Below are 20870 nucleotides of genomic sequence, written 5' to 3'. Positions count from 1 at the left end.
ATATGCTGTCATCCTTTATAAACAGTTTAGAAAAAGCTAAAATACCAATCTAATATAGCATCGCCAGTAAAGAGGACCGTAAGGGCCGCCATACTAATGTAAGGACCGAAAGGCACTTTAGATTTCCGTGTTACTTTACCGAGCAACAATAACACTATATTGACTAACGTACCATACAATGTCGATAGTAAAAAGATAAGTAAAACGCCGCCAATGCCAAATAAATATCCGAGCACAAAGAAATACTTCATATCCCCCGCCCCCATACCACCTTGACTTAAGACAATCACGACAAAGATTAAGCCAAATCCTATCAAAGCGCCTAGAAGTGATGAATACCATGGATCAAGTGGCTCGAATAATCGCAACATAACAATCAGTGGTAAGAAAAACAGTAGAATATGATTCGGTATTAAGAAATATGTAAGATCGGTCACGATGATGATAACGGCGAGCGATACCGCAACAAGCGCAATCAGTGTGTCTAGTGTTAGACCATAAACAATGTAACTCAGCATAAAACCGATACCTGTCAGTAATTCGATCACAGGATACATCCAACTAATCTTCGTTCCACATCCACGACACTTTCCGCGTTGGATAATAAACGAAATAACTGGAATCAGTTCGAGTGCCGTTAATTGTTTATGACACTTCGGACAGTATGAGCGGTCATGTGATAAAAAGTTTTTCTTCGGTACCCTCAAACCGACAACGTTATAAAATGATCCGAGTACAAGACCAAAGATAAAGAAGGTGATGCTGTAGAATAATGTCATAACAACACTCCTAGATAGAAATAAAGACCCCTCTTTGAGGAGTCTAAACTAAAAATATTTTTTAAGATGGCGGTGTGTAACCGTCAATACTATAAATACCCTCGTCGGATTTTGATATTGTATCAGTTTCAGCTATGCCACTAGGAAGATCAGAGCTTCTTAAATCTAAATAATTAGGAATCAGATCCCCAATAGTAGTTGTACCAGATGTAAATTCTTGATTAGCATCGGCTAATCTCGCTGCATCTAGAATTAATTTAACTTCAGCTGCATCAGCATCCGTTTCCGCTTTATCAATAATATTCCCTACCGCAGGAATGGCAATCGCGACGATAATACCTAAAATAACAATAACAGCTAAGAGTTCGACTAACGTAAAACCTTTTTCTTTCTTAAGTAATGTTTTGAATTTGTTAACCATAATAATTCCTCCTCTTAATATGTGTGTAATGGATGACTTATGATGATATAAAAAAAGACTCACAACATAAATAAACCATTATGATGTCAGCCGGTTGCACTACTTGCTCTTGTTTATCCAAGTGCCCAAATAAGGATAAACCGTCAACGCATCTGAGTTATTACTTAATGCTATTATACTACAAAATGGTAACATGTCTACCATTTTATTTGGATTATTTGAACTTTATTTGCATCTTTTAGTGACAACTTTACCGATACATCTGTACTACTTTAAATACCTTCAAATAAGCTAAACATTGGAATAACAATAGCTAAAACAATCGCACCGACGACGACCGCTAAGAAGATGATCATGACCGGTTCAATCAATGCTTTAAGTTTGTCGGCCGCTTCTTCTAATTCTTCTTCATAGAATTGCGCCACTTTTTTTAACATATCATCCATTGAGCCTGTTGCTTCACCAACCGCAATCATTTGAGTGATTAGTTTAGGAAATACCCAATGCCCCTTCATCGGATCAGCTAATGATTCCCCTTCTTCTAGTGATTTATAGCTTTCTCTTAATACTTTTTTAATGACGCGATTTTCCACTACCCGTTCAGTAATCATCACAGCTTCTAAGATTGGCACGGAGCTATTTAATAATGAACTAAGTGTTTGAGTCATCCTGGCAAGCGCTGCTTTTTGAATGAACAAACCAAAGATCGGCACCTTTAATTTTACCGTATCAAAGATATAAGCAAACTTTTCTTGTTTATATAATGTGCGCACGACAACTACAGCAATAAAAATAAAGAAGAGAAGTATCCACCAAGTTGAACCAATGGATTCACTTAAATTAAGGACAAGCTGCGTATAGGCCGGTAATTCCTGATCAAATGAAATAAACATATCAGAAAAAACGGGTACTAAGAAAGCCATTAAGAAAATCGTAATAAATACCGCTAAAACCCCGATAACAGCTGGGTAAGTTAAAGCCGTAATGACTTTTTGTTTTAATTGGTATTGCTTTTCATAGTAAGTGGCCATCCTGTCAAGAATATCATCTAATCGACCACTGACCTCACCGGCACTGATCATGCTGACAAGCAGTTCTGGGAATAGCTTTGGGTAACGGCTTAAAGCGTCTGATAAAGGTTCACCCTCTTCAATATGCTCTTTCACCTCTTCTAACGCCTCAGTTAAAGCCTTACTATTCGATTGTTCAGCAAGAATTTCGGTCGCATCAACAAGTGAAATACCTGCATCAATAAGCGTAGAGAATTGCCGCAAGAAAATGACAAAGTCTTTGTTTTTAATGGGATTACCAATATAGATATCTTTATGTAAGACAGGGTTTAAACGTTTAATATCAAAAACAACTAATCCAAGTTGTTTTAACTCTAGTAATGCTTCTTTTTCGTTCTCACTTTCTAACCTGCCTGACGATAACTTTCCTTCAACCGTTCGCGCTTGATAACGATAGATAGCCATCTATCCACCTCCTTATGCTTAACTGATATATGGGTCTGCATCACGTTGAGAGATTAACCCGTCCCTTACCTTTCTTGTGATATCCATCTCCATTGTATGCATCCCTAGATCTTTTGATGTTTGCATCGTATTTGGAATTTGATGCATTTTTTCATTTCTAATAAGATTTTTTACAGCTGGTGAGTTAATTAGAATCTCAGTTGCGGCAATGCGACCACTTTCTTGCGCTTTAGGAAATAGTCGCTGAGAGATAATCGCTTCAAGAACATTCGCAAGTAATATTCTAATTTGATCTTTTTGATGAGACGGAAACACATCAATGATCCGGTCCATCGTCGAACTCGCACTCTGAGTATGCAGCGTCCCTAACACTAAGTGACCTGTTTCAGCCGCTGTAATAGCAGTTTGAATCGTTTCTAAGTCACGCATCTCGCCAACTAAGATGACATCAGGGTCTTGTCTTAAACACGCACGTAAGCCGTTTTGAAAAGACATCGTATCAAAACCGACTTCCCGCTGGTCAATAATGGATTGTTTATGTTTATGCAAATACTCAATGGGATCTTCTAATGTAATAATATGTTTATTTAAGTGTTCGTTCATGTAATCAATCATAGAAGCAAGCGTCGTACTTTTACCACTTCCTGTTGGACCAGTGACTAATACTAAACCGTGCCTTTTAGTTGCAATTTCCTTCAACACGCTTGGTAACTGTAAGTCATCAATTTTCGGAATAGCGGTCGGAATAACCCTAAAAGCAATCGAGATATTGTTGCGCTGATAAAACATGTTGACACGAAAGCGCGAGACCCTTCAATGCCATGTGATAAATCAAGTTCTTTTTCACGGATGAATTTATCCCACATATCATCCGTCACAATTGAACGCGCGAGACGTTTCGTATCTGTAGGAGATAACACCTCTCCTTTATGTGGAATCAAACGTCCATCAATCCGAAAAATCGGTACAGAGCCTACTGTGATATGAATATCTGATGCATTCTTTCTAAATGCTAGTGTCAATAAGTCTTTTAAATCCTCCAAAGAAAAACCTCCTATGCATCAATAGCGACACGCATAACTTCTTCAATGGTTGTAAGTCCCTCTTTAACTTTGAGTAAACCATCATCTACTAAGAAATGCATACCTTTATCTTTAACATAATCTTTAATTTCACGCATACTGGCATTGTTCATCATCAATTTTTTCACTTGATCATCAATAACCATTAACTCATGAATCGCCATTCGTCCCCGATAACCCGTTCCGCGGCAACTGTCACAACCAGCCCCTTCTGTTACTTCATCGATGTCAATATGGTGCTTCTCAAATAATTCCTGTTCCATCTTCGTCACAGGACGTGAGGTTTTACAGTCTTTACAGACGCGTTTAACTAAACGCTGAGCCATAACGCCTGTCAGTGATGATACGACAAGGTAAGGTTCAACCCCCATATCAAATAATCGTGGAATGGCATCAACAGCACTATTTGTGTGCAGTGTTGAAAAAACGACGTGTCCCGTTAGAGATGACCGAATAGCAATTTCAGCTGTTTCACGGTCACGAATTTCACCAACCATGATAATATTTGGATCCTGACGTAAAATCGATCGTAATCCTGCCGCAAAAGTTAAGCCAACAGCACTATTCACTTGAACTTGGTTAACCCCTTCTAGTTGATATTCAACTGGGTCCTCAACCGTGATGATATTCACATCTTCTTGATTCAGTTCATTAATCGATGAGTATAACGTTGTTGTTTTACCAGAACCGGTTGGTCCCGTTAGCAATACAAGACCTGATGGCCGACTAATAACATCGCGGTATTGTTTGAGCGTCTCCGCATGTAAATCAATTTCTGTCAGTTTCTTAAATATATTCGTTAAGTCTAGAATACGAATAACGACTTTTTCACCAAAGACCGTTGGTAACGTAGACACCCGTAAATCAATAGGTTTAGCATCAATCACTAATCGAATACGACCATCTTGTGGCATACGTGTTTCAGTAATATTTAAATTAGCTAAGATTTTCACCCGCGCAATGAGCGCGTTTTGAATACGCTTAGGTAACGTTCGATCATTTCTTAACATTCCGTCAATCCGGTAACGTACCGCAATCTTTCCTTCACTCGGGTCTAAGTGGACATCACTCGCTCTTAACGTGACACCCGTTTGTAAAATTTGATCTAGTAATTTAACAGCTGGTGCATCCGCACCCTCACCTTCCATAGAAAAATCCGCTTCCAAGTCATAATATTTATTAATAGCTTGGAGAATATCTTCCTTGGTCGCAATAACTGGTTTCACTTCAAACCCGGTTGATAATTCAATATCATCAATAGCGTAGTAATCAAGTGGGTCATTCATCGCAATCGTTAATGTATTTTCATGTTGTTCAATCGGGATTAGAATATTTTCACGCGCCAATTCTTTCGGTACTAACTCCATCAATTGTTCATTGATTGGGAAACGATATAAAGAGACACTCGAAATATTTAATTGAATCTCCAATACTTCAATTAATTGTTTTTCCGTGATATACCCTTGTTCAACGAGCGCATCACCGAGTTTTTGTCTTGGTTTCTTCTGTTCTAAAGCTGCGACAATTTCATCTTCAGTAATTAATCCTTCGGCTTTTAACACATCACCTAATTTACGCTTTAATCTTACCGCCATCATAAACCTCCTCTAATTCCCCAAAAAGAAACTCATTAAACTATTCTTTACTCATGTAATACAGGAGCTGACTAGTTACCTCCACTTGACTACCACTACTTCTTTCACCAAACGGAAAATCACCCGTATCAATCTTTTCTACCGATAGCTTTGCGCCACCTGATGTCATTAACTGATTCGCTGCGATAAAACCTTTTATGGTGCCACCTTGAACACTTAATGACTAACCACCTGAGACCAACTAACCACTAAAAACTAAAGCCACTCGTTAAAGTCATATCAGCCTGTAATTTAAAGAGTGAACCATTAATCAAATTTCATCCGCCAATTTGAATCGGAGTCGATCCGCTATAACAGATACCTAGTTGCCGAGTATCTCCAGCAGTATTTTCAGGGATATAAGGTGATATCCCTGAATCATGCTAAGTTACAGTAACTGTCCCACTTACTCTTTGTCTACGTTCCCCGACTTGTCCTTGTGACACGAGGGTAATCTCTCTTATATTGCCACTACCTTTAATCCGGTCAATCTTAATTGTCGCAAATGGCGATTCACTAGAAATTGCTTCATAATACGAATATATATTATCGTGAAGTTCACTGTCTAAATCCTCAATGAACTGATTAAAAAAAGAGCCGGTTGATTAAACCTTTCACTATCTGTTTCAACAAGCATCAGTGATTCTAGATACGCTTGATTATGGCCTGCTTCTGCAATATAAAAGGCCGCTTGATACTCTTGTTCCTGACTTGTTAGACGCACATTATTTATCGCGATTGTGCCAAGTGTAATACCCAAAACAGACAAAGTAATTATCATCAGCGCAAGTAATAGACTAGCACCTTGCTCTTCATTAAACCCCTTCACTGCACCTACCTACTTTTGTTTATATGCACATATATAACGAATCATAGTTATATTTATGACTTGTGTAGATGAGCCAAACATTTCATTTAATCTCAGATGTAGGACTTTTAATGATCAAGTCTGTATCACTTGTATTACCGAACGGAAATGTGATGACCGATAGATTTTGGAATTGAATGCTTGTCCCACCACCTCCGTCATATGTTTTTGCAAGCATAACACCGTTAATCTCTGCACCACCAGTGACTGATACATCTGCTTTAGGTGCAATCATTATCATCTCACTAAAAGTACCTCCAGAAAAACTGACTGAGTTTGAATTTGTTGCTAGATATCCACCATGCAAACCTCCTCCAGCTGTAAATTTAACAGATGCTTGTTTCACATAAACAGAGCCTTTTATCTTTTGACCACCTGAAATGGCAAAGTCACTACTCCCATAGTAAGATAGATTCATTGTCTCTACTGAGCCATCAGAATTTATTGTACTGCTTGAACCTATTTCAAAAGAGTCCTTAACATAAAGATTAAGTACACCATTACCTTGTATGATAATATGACCGTTACTTAAATCTAAAGTATTCACTATTAAATTACTGACGCCAGATCCAATTTCGAGATTCAAAGTGGTATTACTTTGCAGAGATACGGTATTAATGAATATATTCCCACCAATTCTAACGCTTTTTTTATCACTACCTTTTAAGTTAATATTTGATAGTACGGTATCATAATCAGGTGCTTCGGGAATGGTATCTATAAGTGATTCATATACAGAATAATCAAATACGGAAGATTGATGTACTTTAGGGACTATACCTTTATAATTATTTGGAAGATCCAGCAAATCATTACTTATTGAATTATTCACATAAATATGACCTTGACTGCTCGAGATACCGGACATTTGAGCTCCACCATTAATTTTAAAAGATTGTTCTGATGGTTGATCCATATATACGTCTCCATTAATAGTTGCTCCCCCTGTTATTGAAGCTCTATTCTTCACTAAGAGCGAAGCATCAACAGGAAAAGGAGGAAAATTACCACCTTTAGGTGACCAATTTACCTCAATATTATTACTGACGTTCCTTTTTTTTTCATTTACATTGCCTACTGAATTAATCGTTACATTATCACGATTATTGATAATTTCGACGGAAGCCGTTTTTGATCCCCCGTACCGCTATAATCGTAAACTACGTCATCAAAATCAGCTAGATTACTACTTAATTGATCAAAAATGCTGACTCACTTTGAGTGTTTTCATATATTTCAAGTATCTTCTCTTCAATTTTTAAGTAAGTCTCATTCACTCCAGCTTCCGCAATATAATAGGCCGCCTGGTAGTCACGCTCATTTTCCGTTAAATTCACATTCGCCATTGCCACAGTACCAATGGTCGCACCAAGCACACTGAGGACGACTAACACCATTAAGGTAAAAACTAATGCCACACCTGATTCATTCTTCATTAATCGTTTCATCGTTACCTCCTTAAGTATAAAACCGTCTCCAGACTCGCTTGTTTACCTTTGTCATCCACTACACTTACAATTTTAATTTTGTTGGCTGCTTCATTTGTTGTAGATGACCATATAAATTCACTGATATTCTCACTTAAAATAACACCGTTTCGTTTAAGGGTTGTGGTTGTAGGTTCATGAGTATATGTATACTCATTGTTTGTTCCCAATTCAAGTGTAAAAACACCATTTTCATTTTTTGTAGTAGCGCCCTCATTGGCATTGACTTTTCGAACGTCTGTAGTCAATTGACTCATAATGAGTCTGACATCACCTTGGTGATCAATGGTTTCGTTTTGTTCAAAATATTGTCGTTGGCCAAAGATATGAGTGGAGCCTACTAACAAGAGAATAATGGATAAAATAGCTAAGACGGCTAATAGTTCCACTAAGGTGATGCCGCGTTCATCTTTAAGCACCTGCATCGACCTCCCCGTAAATCATTCGCGTTTCGAGCTTCGCATCTTTTCCATCAGGTATACGATACGTCACAAAGACTTTTAACAAGCGATGAATCTCTAGACCACTTTCATCTTTGGCTGGTTCAATCACAATGGTTCCAGTTCCATTGGCATCTTTAATTTCATAAGTTGTTGGACTTGTTGAAGTCACATTATTATCATCGGCGTTAATTTTCGCTTGAATATCACCAAGTGATCCATGGTCCGTCACGATATTATATACTTCTTCCATATATTGTTGCGCAAAAAAACTGGCATCCAAATTATCTTGAGATATTTCAGTTGTACGGGCAGAGTTAATAAAAAATGTTAAGAAAGTGACGACAATTAACGATAATATAACAATCGACGCTAGTACTTCAACTAACGTTAGTCCTTTCTCATTGCGGTATTTTTTTATCACACACATCTCCCCCTCACCCGTTAATATTTCTATATTATGTTCGTTTAGAACCTTATAAGCCTAGTATATTGTGGTGTTTATTTTCAATTTCCTTTTAAAGAAAGAGTTAACGCGCACGTTAACTCTTCAACTAATCTTCTATGATGTTTTCTGTGATAATTCTCCCTTGACTCTTTTAGTATAAGCGTAGCTGACTATTTCTGCAAGACCTTACACTTAATATTTTGGCGGACTTTACCAATAAAATCTAATGAACCTACGACATAAGTCACTTGTTCTGGCGCTTTAATTTCTTCTATAAATGCTTGCCAATCTGGCGCATGCTTAACATGAAGACCTTTAGGTCCAAGTTTCATTAATTCTTCGATAGAAGCAGCTCTTGGGTGATTGAATGTCGTTAAGACGATATTGTGTGTCACCGTTTGAATGATCTCAAGCATGTCTTTTACCGGTTTATCTTTAAAAGCCGCAAACAAGATCTGAATCGCTTTATCTTCATCATGTGTTTCTTTAATGGTATCGACAAACACTTGCATCGCTTCAGCATTGTGAGCACCATCAATAATAATATCGGGTTGTGACGCTATTTGTTCAAAACGGCCTTTAATCGCCGCATCTTTAATCCCGCGTTTAATTTGGCCAAGACTAACATTATCACGGTCTTGATTCAAAACAAATAACGTCTTAATCGCTACCGCCGCATTATGCGCTTGATGATCGCCTTTCATCTTCAACTGAAAAGCAAGTTTTAAATTCATCGATTGATAGGTCCATTCCTCCTCGGCTTTTTTCACACTAAAACTTTCACCATAAAAATAAAACGGTGCGCGTTTACTATTTGCTTCTTTTCGAATAATTTGTTTTATATCATCAGGTACATCACCGATAATCACTGGAACGTCTTCTTTAATAATTCCAGCTTTTTGTTTGGCGATTTCTGGTAAGGTTGTCCCTAAGAACTGCATATGATCATAACCAATCGATGTGATGACTGACGCAATCGGTTTAAACACATTGGTCGCATCATCACGACCACCGAGACCTGCTTCAATAATCGCAACATCAGCATAGTCTTGGAAATATTTTAAGGCAATCACAACCATAATCTCAAATGGGCTTGGTGGATCACTTTCTTTATCTAATTGATCGATTGTTGGCTTTAATTGATTAAAATAATTTACATAAAATGTCTCATCAATTGGTTCTAAGTTCATCTTGATCATTGCATGCCGGTCCGTTAACGAGGGGGAAGTGAATGTCCCAACTTGTTTCTCACATACCCTGTAACAAGAGGCTAAATACGTGACCGTAGACCCTTTTCCATTCGTTCCAGCGACATGAATGCCGGTAAATGGTTGTTCATAAAAATTCACCGCTTCTAACAGCCGTTTTACGCGAAGAAGCCCAGGCTTGACCCCAACTTTCTCACGCTGATCTAAATATTGATTAACTGACGTACACGTTGTAAACATACAACAGACCCCCTTCGTTTTCTCTCTTTGTCATGACTAACATTGTAGACCTTTTTACCTCACTTGAAAAGGCTGTTTTTAAAACTCTTAAGAAAGTCCTATGTTAATACGAGAAAAAGAGGTATAAGCCCTTATAAGCCTATACCTCTTTACGCATATCTTTATTGATTTAACTCTTTAATACGCGCTTCTACTTTCTCGCGCTTTTCAATATAGTCTAACTTTTTACGCAGTTCTTCCTGAACAACACTCTCAGGTGCTTTATTCACAAAGCCTGGATTTGATAACTTCTTTTCTACCCGCTCAACTTCTTTATTTAACTTCTCAAATTCTTGAGTTAAACGTGCCATTTCTTTCTCAATATCAATCAAACCTTCCAGTGGTAAGAACAGTTCCGCACCGGTAATAACGGCGGACATCGCTTTTTCTGGCACCGTTACCTTGGTATCTATGGTTAAGTTTTCTGTATGACAGAACTTTTCGATGTAGTGTGATTGGGTTTTAAGCGCTGTTTTCACCTCGTCGTTATCGACTTGAACTAACAGGTCGATTGGTTTAGACATTGGCGTATCCACTTCTGAACGAATATTACGAACCGAACGAATAATGCTGATGAGACGCTTCATGTCTTCTGCGGCTGTGTGATTAATATCTTGTTCGTTCACTTCTGGCCACTTGGCAACTGTGATCGATTCGCCTTCATGTGGGAGGTGTTGCCAGATTTCTTCGGTCACAAATGGCATCATTGGATGCAACATCCGTAAGATTTGATCCAATACATGTACTAACACAGACCGCGTTGTTTGTTTCGCCTTCTCATCTTCACCAAAGAGGGGAAGTTTGGCCATTTCAATATACCAATCACAAAACTCATCCCAGATAAAGTTATAAAGATGACGTCCTGCTTCACCGAAGTCATAACGATCAGTATGCTTATTTACGAGCGCAATCGTTTCATTCAGACGCGTAAGTATCCATTCATCACTCACGTTCCGGTGCTCACTAAAGTCAATATCTTTTACTGTCATGCCTTCGGCATGCATGAGGACAAAGCGAGACGCATTCCAAATCTTATTAATAAAGTTCCATGTTGATTCAACTTTTTCCCACTGGAAGCGTAAATCTTGACCAGGTGTTGACCCTGTCGCCAAGAAGTAACGTAATGAGTCCGCGCCATATTTTTCAATGACATCCATCGGATCAACCCCGTTACCGAGTGACTTACTCATCTTACGACCATCCGCATCACGCACAAGACCGTGAATCAGCACGTCATCAAATGGACGCTCGTCGGTAAAGTGTTTTGATTGGAAAATCATTCGCGCAACCCAGAAGAAGATAATATCGTATCCTGTCACGAGCGCATTCGTCGGGAAGTAACGCTTAAATTCTTCATCCTCAACATCTGGCCAGTTTAGTGTAGAAAACGGCCATAAAGCAGATGAGAACCATGTATCTAGTACATCGTCATCCTGTTTCCAGTTCTCGATATCAGCTGGTGCTTCTTTACCGACATACACTTCACCGGTTTCTTTGTGGTACCAAGCTGGAATACGATGTCCCCACCAAAGTTGACGAGAAATACACCAGTCACGGATATTATCCATCCAACGTAAGAAGGTACCTTCAAAACGTTCCGGTACAAAGTTCACCTTCTCATCGTCATTCGCTTGTGATTTAATCGCTTGTTCTGCGAGAGGTTGCATTTTTACGAACCACTGAGTAGAAAGGTAAGGCTCTACAACGGCCCCGCTTCGCTCAGAGTGACCGACCGCATGCATATGTTCTTCAATCTTAAACAAGACACCTGCATCTTGTAAGTCTTTCACGATGTGTTTACGGCACTCAAAACGATCCATACCTTCATACTTGCCGGCGCGTTCATTCATCGTACCATCTTCATGCATGACAAGCACGCGTTCTAAGTTATGACGGTTACCAATTTCAAAGTCATTCGGATCGTGTGCTGGGGTGATTTTAACTGCCCTGAACCGAAGTCCATGTCAACGTAATCATCCGCAACAATCTCGATTTCACGACCCACAATCGGCAAAATAACCTTTTTACCGATTAAATGTTGGTAACGCTCATCTTTTGGATGTACCGCGACCGCTGTATCACCCAGCATTGTTTCTGGACGTGTGGTCGCAATTTCAATATGACCAGATCCGTCTTTTAATGGGTATGTCATATGATAGAAGTGCCCCATCACATCTTCGTGAATAACTTCAATGTCAGAGAGGGCTGTTTTTGTGTGCGGGTCCCAGTTAATAATATATTCCCCGCGGTAAATCAAGCCTTCTTCATATAATTTAATGAAGACCTCTTTTACTGCTTCAGATAGTCCTTCATCTAACGTGAAACGTTCGCGTGAATAATCAAGACCAAGGCCCATCTTTTCCCACTGTGTGCGGATAAATGAGGCATACTCTTCTTTCCAGTCCCATGCTTTTTCTAAGAACTTTTCACGTCCTAAGTCATAACGACTGACGCCTGTCTCTTTTAGTTTTGCTTCGACTTTTGCTTGCGTTGCAATACCGGCATGGTCCATACCTGGTAAGTATAAAACATCATAGCCTTGCATTCTTTTCATTCGGGTAACAATGTCTTGCAAGGTCGTATCCCACGCATGACCGATGTGTAATTTACCTGTCACGTTTGGTGGTGGAATCACAATCGTATAGGGCTGTTTCGTTTCATCATTTTTTGCTTCAAAAATTTCCCGTCAATCCAGTACTTGTAGCGGCCCTTTTCTACAGCCGTTGAATCGTACTTTGGCGGTAAGTTGTGTGTGTTTTCCATAATCATTTCTGCCTCCCTTAAAATATAAAAAAACTCAAATCAACCCCTTAATAATAAAGGACGAATTGAGTTACATTTCCGTGGTACCACCTTTGTTTATAGCCATATCGCTATACACTTCATGCATTGATAACGGTATGTGACCGGCTTAACCTACTCATTGTTCAATTAAGCTACATCCGAGGCTACCTTCAGTGTATTAACGGCATAAGAGTTTTTCAGCCAAGAACTCTCTCTCTGTGAAGATCAATACCTTACTCTTCCTCATCATCGTATCGCTATTGTTCTGTTCTTTATTTTAGCGAATAACTTGAGTAAAATCAACATATCTTTTTATATAGCTCTCTATTCTAAATAATTGACCGCTTTAGAAAACGTTGGAGGTGAAAATATTTTGTCCAGACATTACCGCTATAAATTACCAGAAGGTCTTAGACGAATGTTAACGATTTTTGAGTGTTGGCTCACGCCGTTACTCGTTTATCAATTTTTCCGAACGATTATGTTGCCTACGAGTTTTGATGTCGTCTTATTATTAATTATCACTTTGTTATATTGTTCCTTCTATTTTAAATGGATCTAGTCTCACTAGATCCATTTTTACGTAGATGACCCACCGTCCGGTAAGATGAGTACTTGACCCGCTTGGATTGTCTCTTCTACATGTGTATTGACTCTCTTTAGTCGCGTCATCTCAAGACCACGTTCATGACACCATTCAGACAACGACGTATCTTCTTTTATGATGACACATGGTAACTTCACATGAGGGTTGTCTAAACTTTTTAAACCATAATGCTGGTAGATGACACGATCACTTTTATCAATTATCTCTTCAGTCACTCTGTCTTCCTCCTCAGTTGCTTGTTCTTCTTTAAGTTCATTTAACGGTGTCATCTCTCTCGCATGACATGATGGGTCACTTTGATCAGTGCGTGCTGCTGTCTCAGCCTGACTGACTTCTTCCTTTTCTAAATCGGTCTCTACGATCGCGTTCACTGTATCGTTTACTTGTTCTTCATCCTGACTTCCTTGACGAATCGGTTCATCTATAGAGGGATCTACTACATTTTCTTCCAGTTCTCGCTTTTCCCCAGACTCATCAAGCTGTTTTTTTGGTGTGTAGACTTTTACATCCTCATCCATTGCTCTTTCTTTATCTGTGTCTAAGTTTGTCTCTTCTTTGACCGTCTCAAGTTCGATCGTCTCATCATCATGAACGGTAGGTGTAACGTCAGGTAGCGCCATATCATGTTCATCATGACGGACGGATGGTTGGAACACTTGAACATTCGCTTTTAACGTGAATGTCGACCGGGTTGGTAACACATAATCCAATTCACTTACAGCAAGATGCGTTTCCTCACTCACGCCGTATAATTCGATGGGAAAGCTAAAATAAGCACAAACTTCATTCATCTCGGACGCTCTAACATCTGTGATTAATAACGCGTCTTGAGTGATGTCGGCTTCATTCTCTCTTTCTTCACATGGTTCATAGTAAATCATTAAATCAAGCGTGCCTCGTAGCCCCTCCTTTGTTTCAATTAATTGACTTGGTTCTACATTGACACTAACTAATGTGTCAATCGGCTGAGGTAGCTGAAACGTTTGGTCAATGACCAGAGCTGTCACATCATCCTTACACAAAAAAATCATCCCCTTTGTAGACTCTGTAGGTTTCATCAGTTTAGTCTATGCATAAGGAGATGATTAAAGACATTTTTTTAAAGGAGCGATTGGATCGCTTTAAAACTCACATCAACGGCTTCGATGGTACGGTCAATATCTGCTTTTGTATGAGCCGTTGATAAAAAGACCCCTTCATACGGTGATGGCGGGAGTAAAATCCCTTCTTTCAACATCGTCTGATAATAGTGATTAAATAAATCATGGCGACTATTTTTAGCTGTCTCATAGTTGTAAACAGGTGTGTCACTAAAATAAATGCCAATCATAGACCCAGCGATATTTACTTGGAGCGGAATATTATACTGTTCTTTCTTCACTAAAAAGCCTTGTTTTAATTGGTTTAAACGCTCATTTAACTGTTGATAGCTCGCTTCCGTTAAATTTTCTAAGGTCGACAATCCAGCAGTCATCGCGAGCGGATTACCTGATAGTGTACCTGCTTGATAAATGTTACCACTTGGGGCAATCTGTGACATATATCTTTTCTTTCCGCCGTAACAACCGACCGGTAAACCGCCCCCAATCACTTTGCCAAGACACGTTAAGTCAGGTGTCACACCGAAATGTCCTTGAGCACTGTAGTAACCTACTCTAAAACCAGTCATCACTTCATCGAAAATGAGTAAACTACCGTAATCTGTCGTCAATTCACGTAACGTTTCTAAAAAACCTTCAACCGGCGGGACGACCCCCATGTTACCGGCGACTGGTTCAACAATCACACAAGCTAGATCATCTCCGTATGTTTTAAATGCTAGTTTCACGCTGTCTACATCGTTATATGGCACAGTGATGGTATCCTTTGCTAAGGCATCTGTTACCCCTGGTGAATCAGGTAAACCAAGTGTGGCCACACCTGAACCTGCTTTAATCAATAATGAGTCGCCGTGACCGTGGTAACAACCTTCAAACTTTAAAATTTTATTACGGTTTGTCACCCCACGTGCCAGTCTTAAGGCGCTCATCGTCGCTTCAGTTCCTGAGTTGACCATTCTGACCATCTCCATCGACGGTACACGTTCAATAACAGCTTTAGCCAGTTGATTTTCTTTTTCCGTCGGTAAGCCGAAGCTCGTCCCGCTCATTAACGTAGCGGAAAGCTGTTTTACAACAGCTGGATGACGGTGACCTAAAATTAACGGTCCCCAGCTTAAAATATAGTCAATGTAGCGGTTACCATCAACATCCGTTAAATACGCGCCCTCACCTTCTGCGGCAAATACGGGTGTCATATCGACAGAACGAAAGGCACGCGCGGTGAATTCACCCCCCTGGCATGAGCTCTATCGCTTCTTGATACAATTGATCGGCTTTATGTCTTGTTTCAGTCATGAGTTCTCTCCTTAGTATTAAAAGTATGATGATTCGATTGTTTCCCTTTTAAATCTTCTATCTTTAGTAAAGTCGCTTTAGTCACTGCTTGTTTTAAGTGATGTTGAATGACGGTACGCTCTTTTTTTGAGAGCGCCGGCAACTGACGATCAATGCCTGCCATCGCCTCGGTTAATAACTGATCGCGTTCAAGAAATAATGTGCGTCTTTCTTCGTCAAATTGTTGACTATGTAGTTTGCTGTTCAGACGGCTAACTTCTTGCGTCATGCAATCAATGATGATTTGGGCTTTTTGTTTTCGAACAAAGTAATGTGCATCAATCGTCTCACCTAATTGATCTAAATCAAACAGCTCTATCCCTGATAACGTTTGAACCGATGGTTCAATACTTCTTGGTAAGGCTAAGTCAATCATCAATAAGTTTTCAACCTGACAAAGCTGAAGACTTGTTCTTGTCATCAGTGGTGAATCAAGCTCAAGTGATGACACGACAACGTCTGCTGATTCAATATAATGTGGCCAATCGGATAACTTTCCTATCGTTACTGTCTCAGGTAAGCCTATTAGCTTTGTTTGATCTCGATTTAAAACAATGAGTCGATGCTGACTAGGTAAGGCATACTCAATAAACAACTGGCCCATATTTCCCGCACCGAGAATAAGAATTGTTTTTGGCGCGCTCACCTTTGTTTCAATAAATTGATAGGCACTATAACTGAGTGAGACCGGATGATCGTTGATACCGGTTTGTTTATGCATCTGTTTACTAAAGTGAAACGTGGATTGGAAAATCGTATGGAATGATTTACTTACCGTCTGATGAGTAACCGCTTCTTCATACGCTATTTTTACTTGGCCTAGCACTTGCGTTTCACCTAACACATGCGCAAGTAATCCAGTTGATACTTTGAGTAAGTGTATTAAAGCTTGATCACCTGAATGTTCAATAAACTGACGGTGAAAGATGACAGGTGTTAAGTCAAAAAAGTCTATGAGCACCTGTTTGATTTTCTCTTGCACCCCTCTTCTCATTTCTGTATAGACTTCAAAGCGCTGACACGTCGATAAAATGACAATTTGTGTCGCCGCTTGCTCTGATAGTTGCTTATACAATCTTGCTTTATCTTTTTTATTTAAAACGTACTGTTCACGTTCGTTAAGTGATACGACTTGATTATTAATAGAAAAGACATGAAGCATGTGGCGTATCACCTCCTAAGGTCAAAATGGCGACTGCTTCTTTAATAGATTAGATTATTAATAGTGTTCTAAGTAGTATAATGATAAAATAATGTTACGTCTCATGAGTGTTTAACCTTTTACACGGTATCATAGTTTATGTCAAAAAATCAACTCATGTTGCGGTAAAGAAAGGAGTGAATGAATAAATGAAAAAGCAACACCACTTAGCTGCCTATTTACTGATTGGCTTAGGGCTATATTTTTTAAGTCAACAAATCTACATACCGATAATAAGTGATTTAGCTACTTGGCCGATGTTACTGATGATTGTCGGAGGGATTTTTCTTTTTACCGGTTATAACCATCGTGATTACGATAAATTACTACCTGGTGGTATTTTATTTCTACTTGGCCTTCATTTTTATCTTGAACCATTCTATCCTTACTGGATAGATGAACGCAGTATCTACTTTATTATTGTCGGTCTTGCCTTTTTACTGCGTTACCAACAAACTAAACAAGGCCTTTTAGTTAGCTTTATTTTAATTGGGATTGGTTTATTTACGTTATTATCTAAAAGTGATACGGCATTTCAATATTATATTGAATCATTTATGCAACTGTTAGAAGTATACTGGCCCGTTGGACTGATTATTTTCGGCATCTATTTACTCGTCAAACGAAAGTAATCGTCTATAAAAAATAGATACGCTCATAATAATTACATGTGATAGAAAGAACCACCTTTTTCGTCTGTGACGAAAAAGGTGGTTTATTAATTAAAGAAAACGTTCAATCTCTCGCCAAGCTTCGTCTTTTCCTTGCCCGGTTTCACTAGAAAACGGCACAACAACGTCACCAGCATCTAATTGAAGGGTGTCTTTGACGCGTTTAATATGTTTATGAATTTGTGATTTCTTTAATTTATCTAATTTAGTTGCGACAACAATAACAGGTAACTCATAATGTTTGAGAAATTCATACATAGAGATATCATCTTTTGTCGGTTCATGACGTAAGTCAACGACTAAAATCGTCGCTTTTAAATTTTCACGCTCGGAGAAATACGTTTCCAGCATACGACCCCAAGCTTCACGTTCTTTCTTTGATACTTTTGCATACCCATAACCAGGAACATCTACGAAGTGAAACACTTCATTGATTAAATAAAAATTTAATGTTTGTGTTTTCCCAGGCTTTGATGACGTTCTCGCGAGTGCTTTACGGTTAATCATCTTATTGATAAATGATGACTTCCCTACATTCGAACGTCCAGCTAAGGCAATCTCAGGGTAGCCTTCATCAGGGTATTGCTTCGGTGCAACGGCACTAATTGTAATATCGGACTTTGTTACTTTCATTTACTCCACCTCCACTAATGCATATTTAAGAACATCATCCATGTGCTCAACAGGAATAAAGTTGACATAATCCTTGACACTTTGAGGAATGTCTTCAAGATCTTTTTCATTGTCCTTTGGGAATAGAATCGTCGTAATACCACTTCTATGGGCACTCAATGATTTTTCTTTTAATCCACCAATCGGTAACACTCGACCTCGCAAAGTAATCTCACCGGTCATCCCAACCTCTTTTTTGATTGGGCGCTTCGTAAGGGCTGATATTAGCGCAGTCGCCATCGTTATACCAGCAGATGGTCCGTCTTTTGGTGTCGCACCTTCAGGCACATGAATGTGCAAATCATTTTTCTCGTAAAAGTCAGGAGAAAGACCTAATAGCTCTTGTCTTGAGCGCACGTAACTCATGGCAGCTTGAGCGGATTCCTGCATTACGTCACCTAATTTACCGGTTAACTGTAACTTGCCTTTTCCAGGCACAACACTGACTTCAATACTTAAAATATCGCCGCCAAAGGCCGTATAAGCAAGACCCGTCGCAGTACCAATTAAGTCCTCAGTTTCACGTTCACCATAGCGGTAAGGTGGATGACCGAGAAAGTCGACTAATTTGTTTTTAGTGATAACGATGCGCGTATCTGGAGCATCTAAATGCTGTCTCGCGGCTTTTCTCACTAAGCTCGCTATTTGACGTTCAAGTTGTCTGACACCCGCTTCTCTCGTATAGCGGCGGACAAGTTCTAAAATAGCCTCTTTTCGTATTTGCAGATGATTACCATCTAAGCCGTGTTTTTTTACTTGCTTTGGCACGAGATAATTTTTAGCGATATATTGCTTTTCTATTTCTGTGTAACCTGATAGTTGAATCACTTCCATTCGGTCTAAGAGTGGAGCCGGAATACCATCACGTTGGTTAGCCGTAGCGAGGAAAAGGACTTGACTTAAATCATACGGTTCTTCGATAAAGTGATCACTAAACTGGTGATTTTGTTCTGGGTCAAGCACTTCTAGCATCGCCGATGCGGGATCGCCTCTAAAATCATTCGCCATCTTATCAATTTCATCTAATAAAATTACTGGATTAATTGTGCCGACTTTTTTCATCGCTTGAATCATCCGCCCAGGCATAGCCCCGACATATGTCCGGCGGTGCCCTCTAATTTCTGATTCATCTTTCACCCCTCCGAGTGAGACACGGGTAAACCTTCGTCCCATTGCCCGGGCAATAGACTGAGCAAGTGAGGTTTTCCCAACACCTGGTGGGCCAACGAGACAAAGAATCGGTCCACTTAAATCATGCGTTAATTGTTGTACGGCAATGAATTCTAAAATGCGCGCTTTAATCTTTTCTAGACCGAAGTGGTCTTGGTCAAGAATCTTTTCTGCTTTATGAATATCTAAAACATCAGGGGTCATCTCTTGCCATGGCAACTGGATTAACCAGTCTAAATAATTTCTAATGATACCAGATTCCGCTGATGTTTGAGGAATCCGTTCAAACCGGTCTAACTCACTTTTAGCGAGTTGTTTTATCCGGTCCGTCATATCACTATCTTCAATTTTTTTTAGTAAATCATTGACATCTTTTTGTTTACCATCTTTATCGCCAAGTTCTTTTTGAATCACTTTCATCTGTTCACGAAGGTAAAATTCCTTTTGTGATTGTTCAATCGTCTTTTTCACTTTTTGATTGATTTGCTTTTCCAGCTTCAGTAATTCTTGTTCATTTGATAACATCTGAATAAGTACTTTGGCACGCTCTTCTAAATCAATCAGATCAATCAATAATTGCTTTTGACTAATTTTAATATTTAAATAAGAACTCACCACATCACTAATATGTGACAGGTCATCAATGTCCATTATATCCTGATAGGTTTCTTTTGATAACTTCGGTGACAGGTCAACATAACGTTTAAATCCCTCTGCAATAGTGCGGATCAGTGCATCCTCTTTCAATTCACTCTCTGGCTTCACTTCTATTAACTTGTCAACAGCCGTTGTATAGTAGGTCTCATGTTTCGTGACGGCAGATGTTTCGGCTCGGTAGAGCCCTTCGACTAAGACGCGAAATGTGCCGTTTGGTAATTTCAACATTTGTTTGATATAACCAACGACACCTGTCGTAAATAATTCATCTGTTTCTGGTAACTTCACACTTGTATCACGTTGAGCTACAAAAATGACGCGTCGGTCTCCTGCCATTGCTTGTTCAACCGCATCAATCGACACTTTTCGACCAATATCTAAATGCATGACAACATTTGGAAACACAACGGTGCCTCTCAGTGGTACGAGTGGTATATGTGGTTTTTTCGCCATACCATCCCTCTTCTCTTGAAATTCAACACTTTAAATTGTCTTAATTTTTATCATTCTTTTATTTAGTGATTAAAGAATAGAAAATCCCTTGTGAGACAC

At 39.2% G+C, this 20870-nt stretch carries 17 protein-coding genes, 3 pseudogenes, 1 riboswitch and 1 other annotated feature; of the genes and pseudogenes, 2 read left to right on the top strand and 18 right to left on the bottom strand.

Features of this window, described 5'->3' with window-relative positions; genetic code table 11:
- Nucleotides 1–26 precede the first annotated feature (26 nt).
- The 13 genes and pseudogenes from JCM19043_RS00165 to JCM19043_RS00110 form a co-directional block, all read right to left on the bottom strand.
- Nucleotides 27–779 carry an A24 family peptidase gene (locus JCM19043_RS00165; protein ID WP_062318948.1) on the bottom strand — a complete coding sequence of 251 codons (753 nt, stop codon included), beginning with the start codon at nt 777–779 and terminating at the stop codon, nt 27–29.
- A gap of 61 nt (nt 780–840) precedes the next feature.
- Nucleotides 841–1200 carry a type II secretion system protein gene (locus JCM19043_RS00160; protein ID WP_062318946.1) on the bottom strand — a complete coding sequence of 120 codons (360 nt, stop codon included), beginning with the start codon at nt 1198–1200 and terminating at the stop codon, nt 841–843.
- Between the two features lie 79 nt (nt 1201–1279).
- Nucleotides 1280–1363: riboswitch (cyclic di-GMP riboswitch) on the bottom strand.
- A 109-nt stretch (nt 1364–1472) separates the two neighbouring features.
- Entirely contained in the window at nt 1473–2675 is a 1203-nt protein-coding gene (locus JCM19043_RS00155; RefSeq protein WP_062318944.1) for a type II secretion system F family protein, read from the bottom strand.
- 18 nt (nt 2676–2693) lie between these two features.
- Nucleotides 2694–3718: pseudogene (locus JCM19043_RS00150) on the bottom strand (type IV pilus twitching motility protein PilT).
- Nucleotides 3719–3729: 11 nt separating this feature from the next.
- Nucleotides 3730–5352 (bottom strand): GspE/PulE family protein, encoded by a 1623-nt coding sequence (locus tag JCM19043_RS00145; protein ID WP_062318942.1) that lies wholly within the window; start codon nt 5350–5352, stop codon nt 3730–3732.
- A 40-nt stretch (nt 5353–5392) separates the two neighbouring features.
- Nucleotides 5393–5521, bottom strand: coding sequence for a hypothetical protein (locus JCM19043_RS17945; protein ID WP_255349912.1), 129 nt, complete (start codon nt 5519–5521; stop codon nt 5393–5395).
- A 435-nt stretch (nt 5522–5956) separates the two neighbouring features.
- Nucleotides 5957–6220, bottom strand: a complete 264-nt coding sequence (locus JCM19043_RS00140) for a pilus assembly PilX N-terminal domain-containing protein (RefSeq protein ID WP_062318940.1) — start codon at nt 6218–6220, stop codon at nt 5957–5959.
- 82 nt (nt 6221–6302) lie between these two features.
- Nucleotides 6303–7175, bottom strand: a complete 873-nt coding sequence (locus JCM19043_RS00135) for a hypothetical protein (RefSeq protein ID WP_062318938.1) — start codon at nt 7173–7175, stop codon at nt 6303–6305.
- Nucleotides 7176–7449: 274 nt separating this feature from the next.
- Nucleotides 7450–7707 (bottom strand): PilX N-terminal domain-containing pilus assembly protein, encoded by a 258-nt coding sequence (locus JCM19043_RS00130; RefSeq protein ID WP_062318936.1) that lies wholly within the window; start codon nt 7705–7707, stop codon nt 7450–7452.
- A 2-nt stretch (nt 7708–7709) separates the two neighbouring features.
- Entirely contained in the window at nt 7710–8165 is a 456-nt protein-coding gene (locus JCM19043_RS00125; protein WP_062318935.1) for a prepilin-type N-terminal cleavage/methylation domain-containing protein, read from the bottom strand.
- Nucleotides 8158–8610 (bottom strand): prepilin-type N-terminal cleavage/methylation domain-containing protein, encoded by a 453-nt coding sequence (locus tag JCM19043_RS00120; protein WP_062318933.1) that lies wholly within the window; start codon nt 8608–8610, stop codon nt 8158–8160. Before JCM19043_RS00120 ends, JCM19043_RS00125 begins: the two co-directional genes overlap by 8 nt.
- 194 nt (nt 8611–8804) lie before the next feature.
- Entirely contained in the window at nt 8805–10082 is a 1278-nt protein-coding gene (locus JCM19043_RS00115; RefSeq protein WP_062318931.1) for a folylpolyglutamate synthase/dihydrofolate synthase family protein, read from the bottom strand.
- 161 nt (nt 10083–10243) lie between these two features.
- Nucleotides 10244–12884: pseudogene (locus JCM19043_RS00110) on the bottom strand (valine--tRNA ligase).
- A gap of 53 nt (nt 12885–12937) precedes the next feature.
- Nucleotides 12938–13164, bottom strand: a binding site (T-box leader).
- Between the two features lie 114 nt (nt 13165–13278).
- On the opposite strand from JCM19043_RS00110, the gene JCM19043_RS16205 reads away from it, so the two are divergent.
- A complete protein-coding gene (locus tag JCM19043_RS16205; RefSeq protein WP_143103129.1) occupies nt 13279–13467 on the top strand; it encodes a hypothetical protein in 189 nt (62 codons plus the stop codon).
- A 17-nt stretch (nt 13468–13484) separates the two neighbouring features.
- On the opposite strand, the gene JCM19043_RS00105 is transcribed toward JCM19043_RS16205, so the two are convergent.
- From JCM19043_RS00105 to hemA, 3 genes and pseudogenes are all read right to left on the bottom strand, one after another.
- Entirely contained in the window at nt 13485–14534 is a 1050-nt protein-coding gene (locus JCM19043_RS00105) for a hypothetical protein (RefSeq protein WP_062318928.1), read from the bottom strand.
- Nucleotides 14535–14611: 77 nt separating this feature from the next.
- Nucleotides 14612–15908, bottom strand: a pseudogene (gene hemL, locus JCM19043_RS00100) (glutamate-1-semialdehyde 2,1-aminomutase).
- A complete protein-coding gene (gene hemA / locus JCM19043_RS00095) occupies nt 15901–17109 on the bottom strand; it encodes a glutamyl-tRNA reductase (protein ID WP_062318926.1) in 1209 nt (402 codons plus the stop codon). The pseudogene hemL and the gene hemA overlap by 8 nt, the downstream one beginning before the upstream one ends.
- Nucleotides 17110–17297: 188 nt before the next feature.
- Here hemA and JCM19043_RS00090 point away from each other — a divergent pair, with 188 nt between their 5' ends.
- Entirely contained in the window at nt 17298–17780 is a 483-nt protein-coding gene (locus tag JCM19043_RS00090; protein WP_062318924.1) for a DUF5668 domain-containing protein, read from the top strand.
- Between the two features lie 90 nt (nt 17781–17870).
- Here JCM19043_RS00090 and yihA read toward each other — a convergent pair whose 3' ends face one another.
- Complete coding sequence (gene yihA / locus JCM19043_RS00085) at nt 17871–18452, bottom strand: ribosome biogenesis GTP-binding protein YihA/YsxC (RefSeq protein ID WP_062318922.1); 582 nt, start codon at nt 18450–18452, stop codon at nt 17871–17873.
- Nucleotides 18453–20771 (bottom strand): endopeptidase La, encoded by a 2319-nt coding sequence (gene lon / locus JCM19043_RS00080; RefSeq protein WP_062318920.1) that lies wholly within the window; start codon nt 20769–20771, stop codon nt 18453–18455. It abuts the gene before it with no gap.
- Between the last annotated feature and the right edge of the window lie 99 nt (nt 20772–20870).

The sequence above is a fragment of the Halolactibacillus sp. JCM 19043 genome, from assembly GCF_001310395.1.
Lineage (GTDB): Bacteria > Bacillota > Bacilli > Bacillales > Amphibacillaceae > Halolactibacillus > Halolactibacillus miurensis.
The sequence above is the reverse complement of the archived record's forward strand: the minus strand, read 5'-3'. Positions and strand labels throughout refer to the sequence as shown.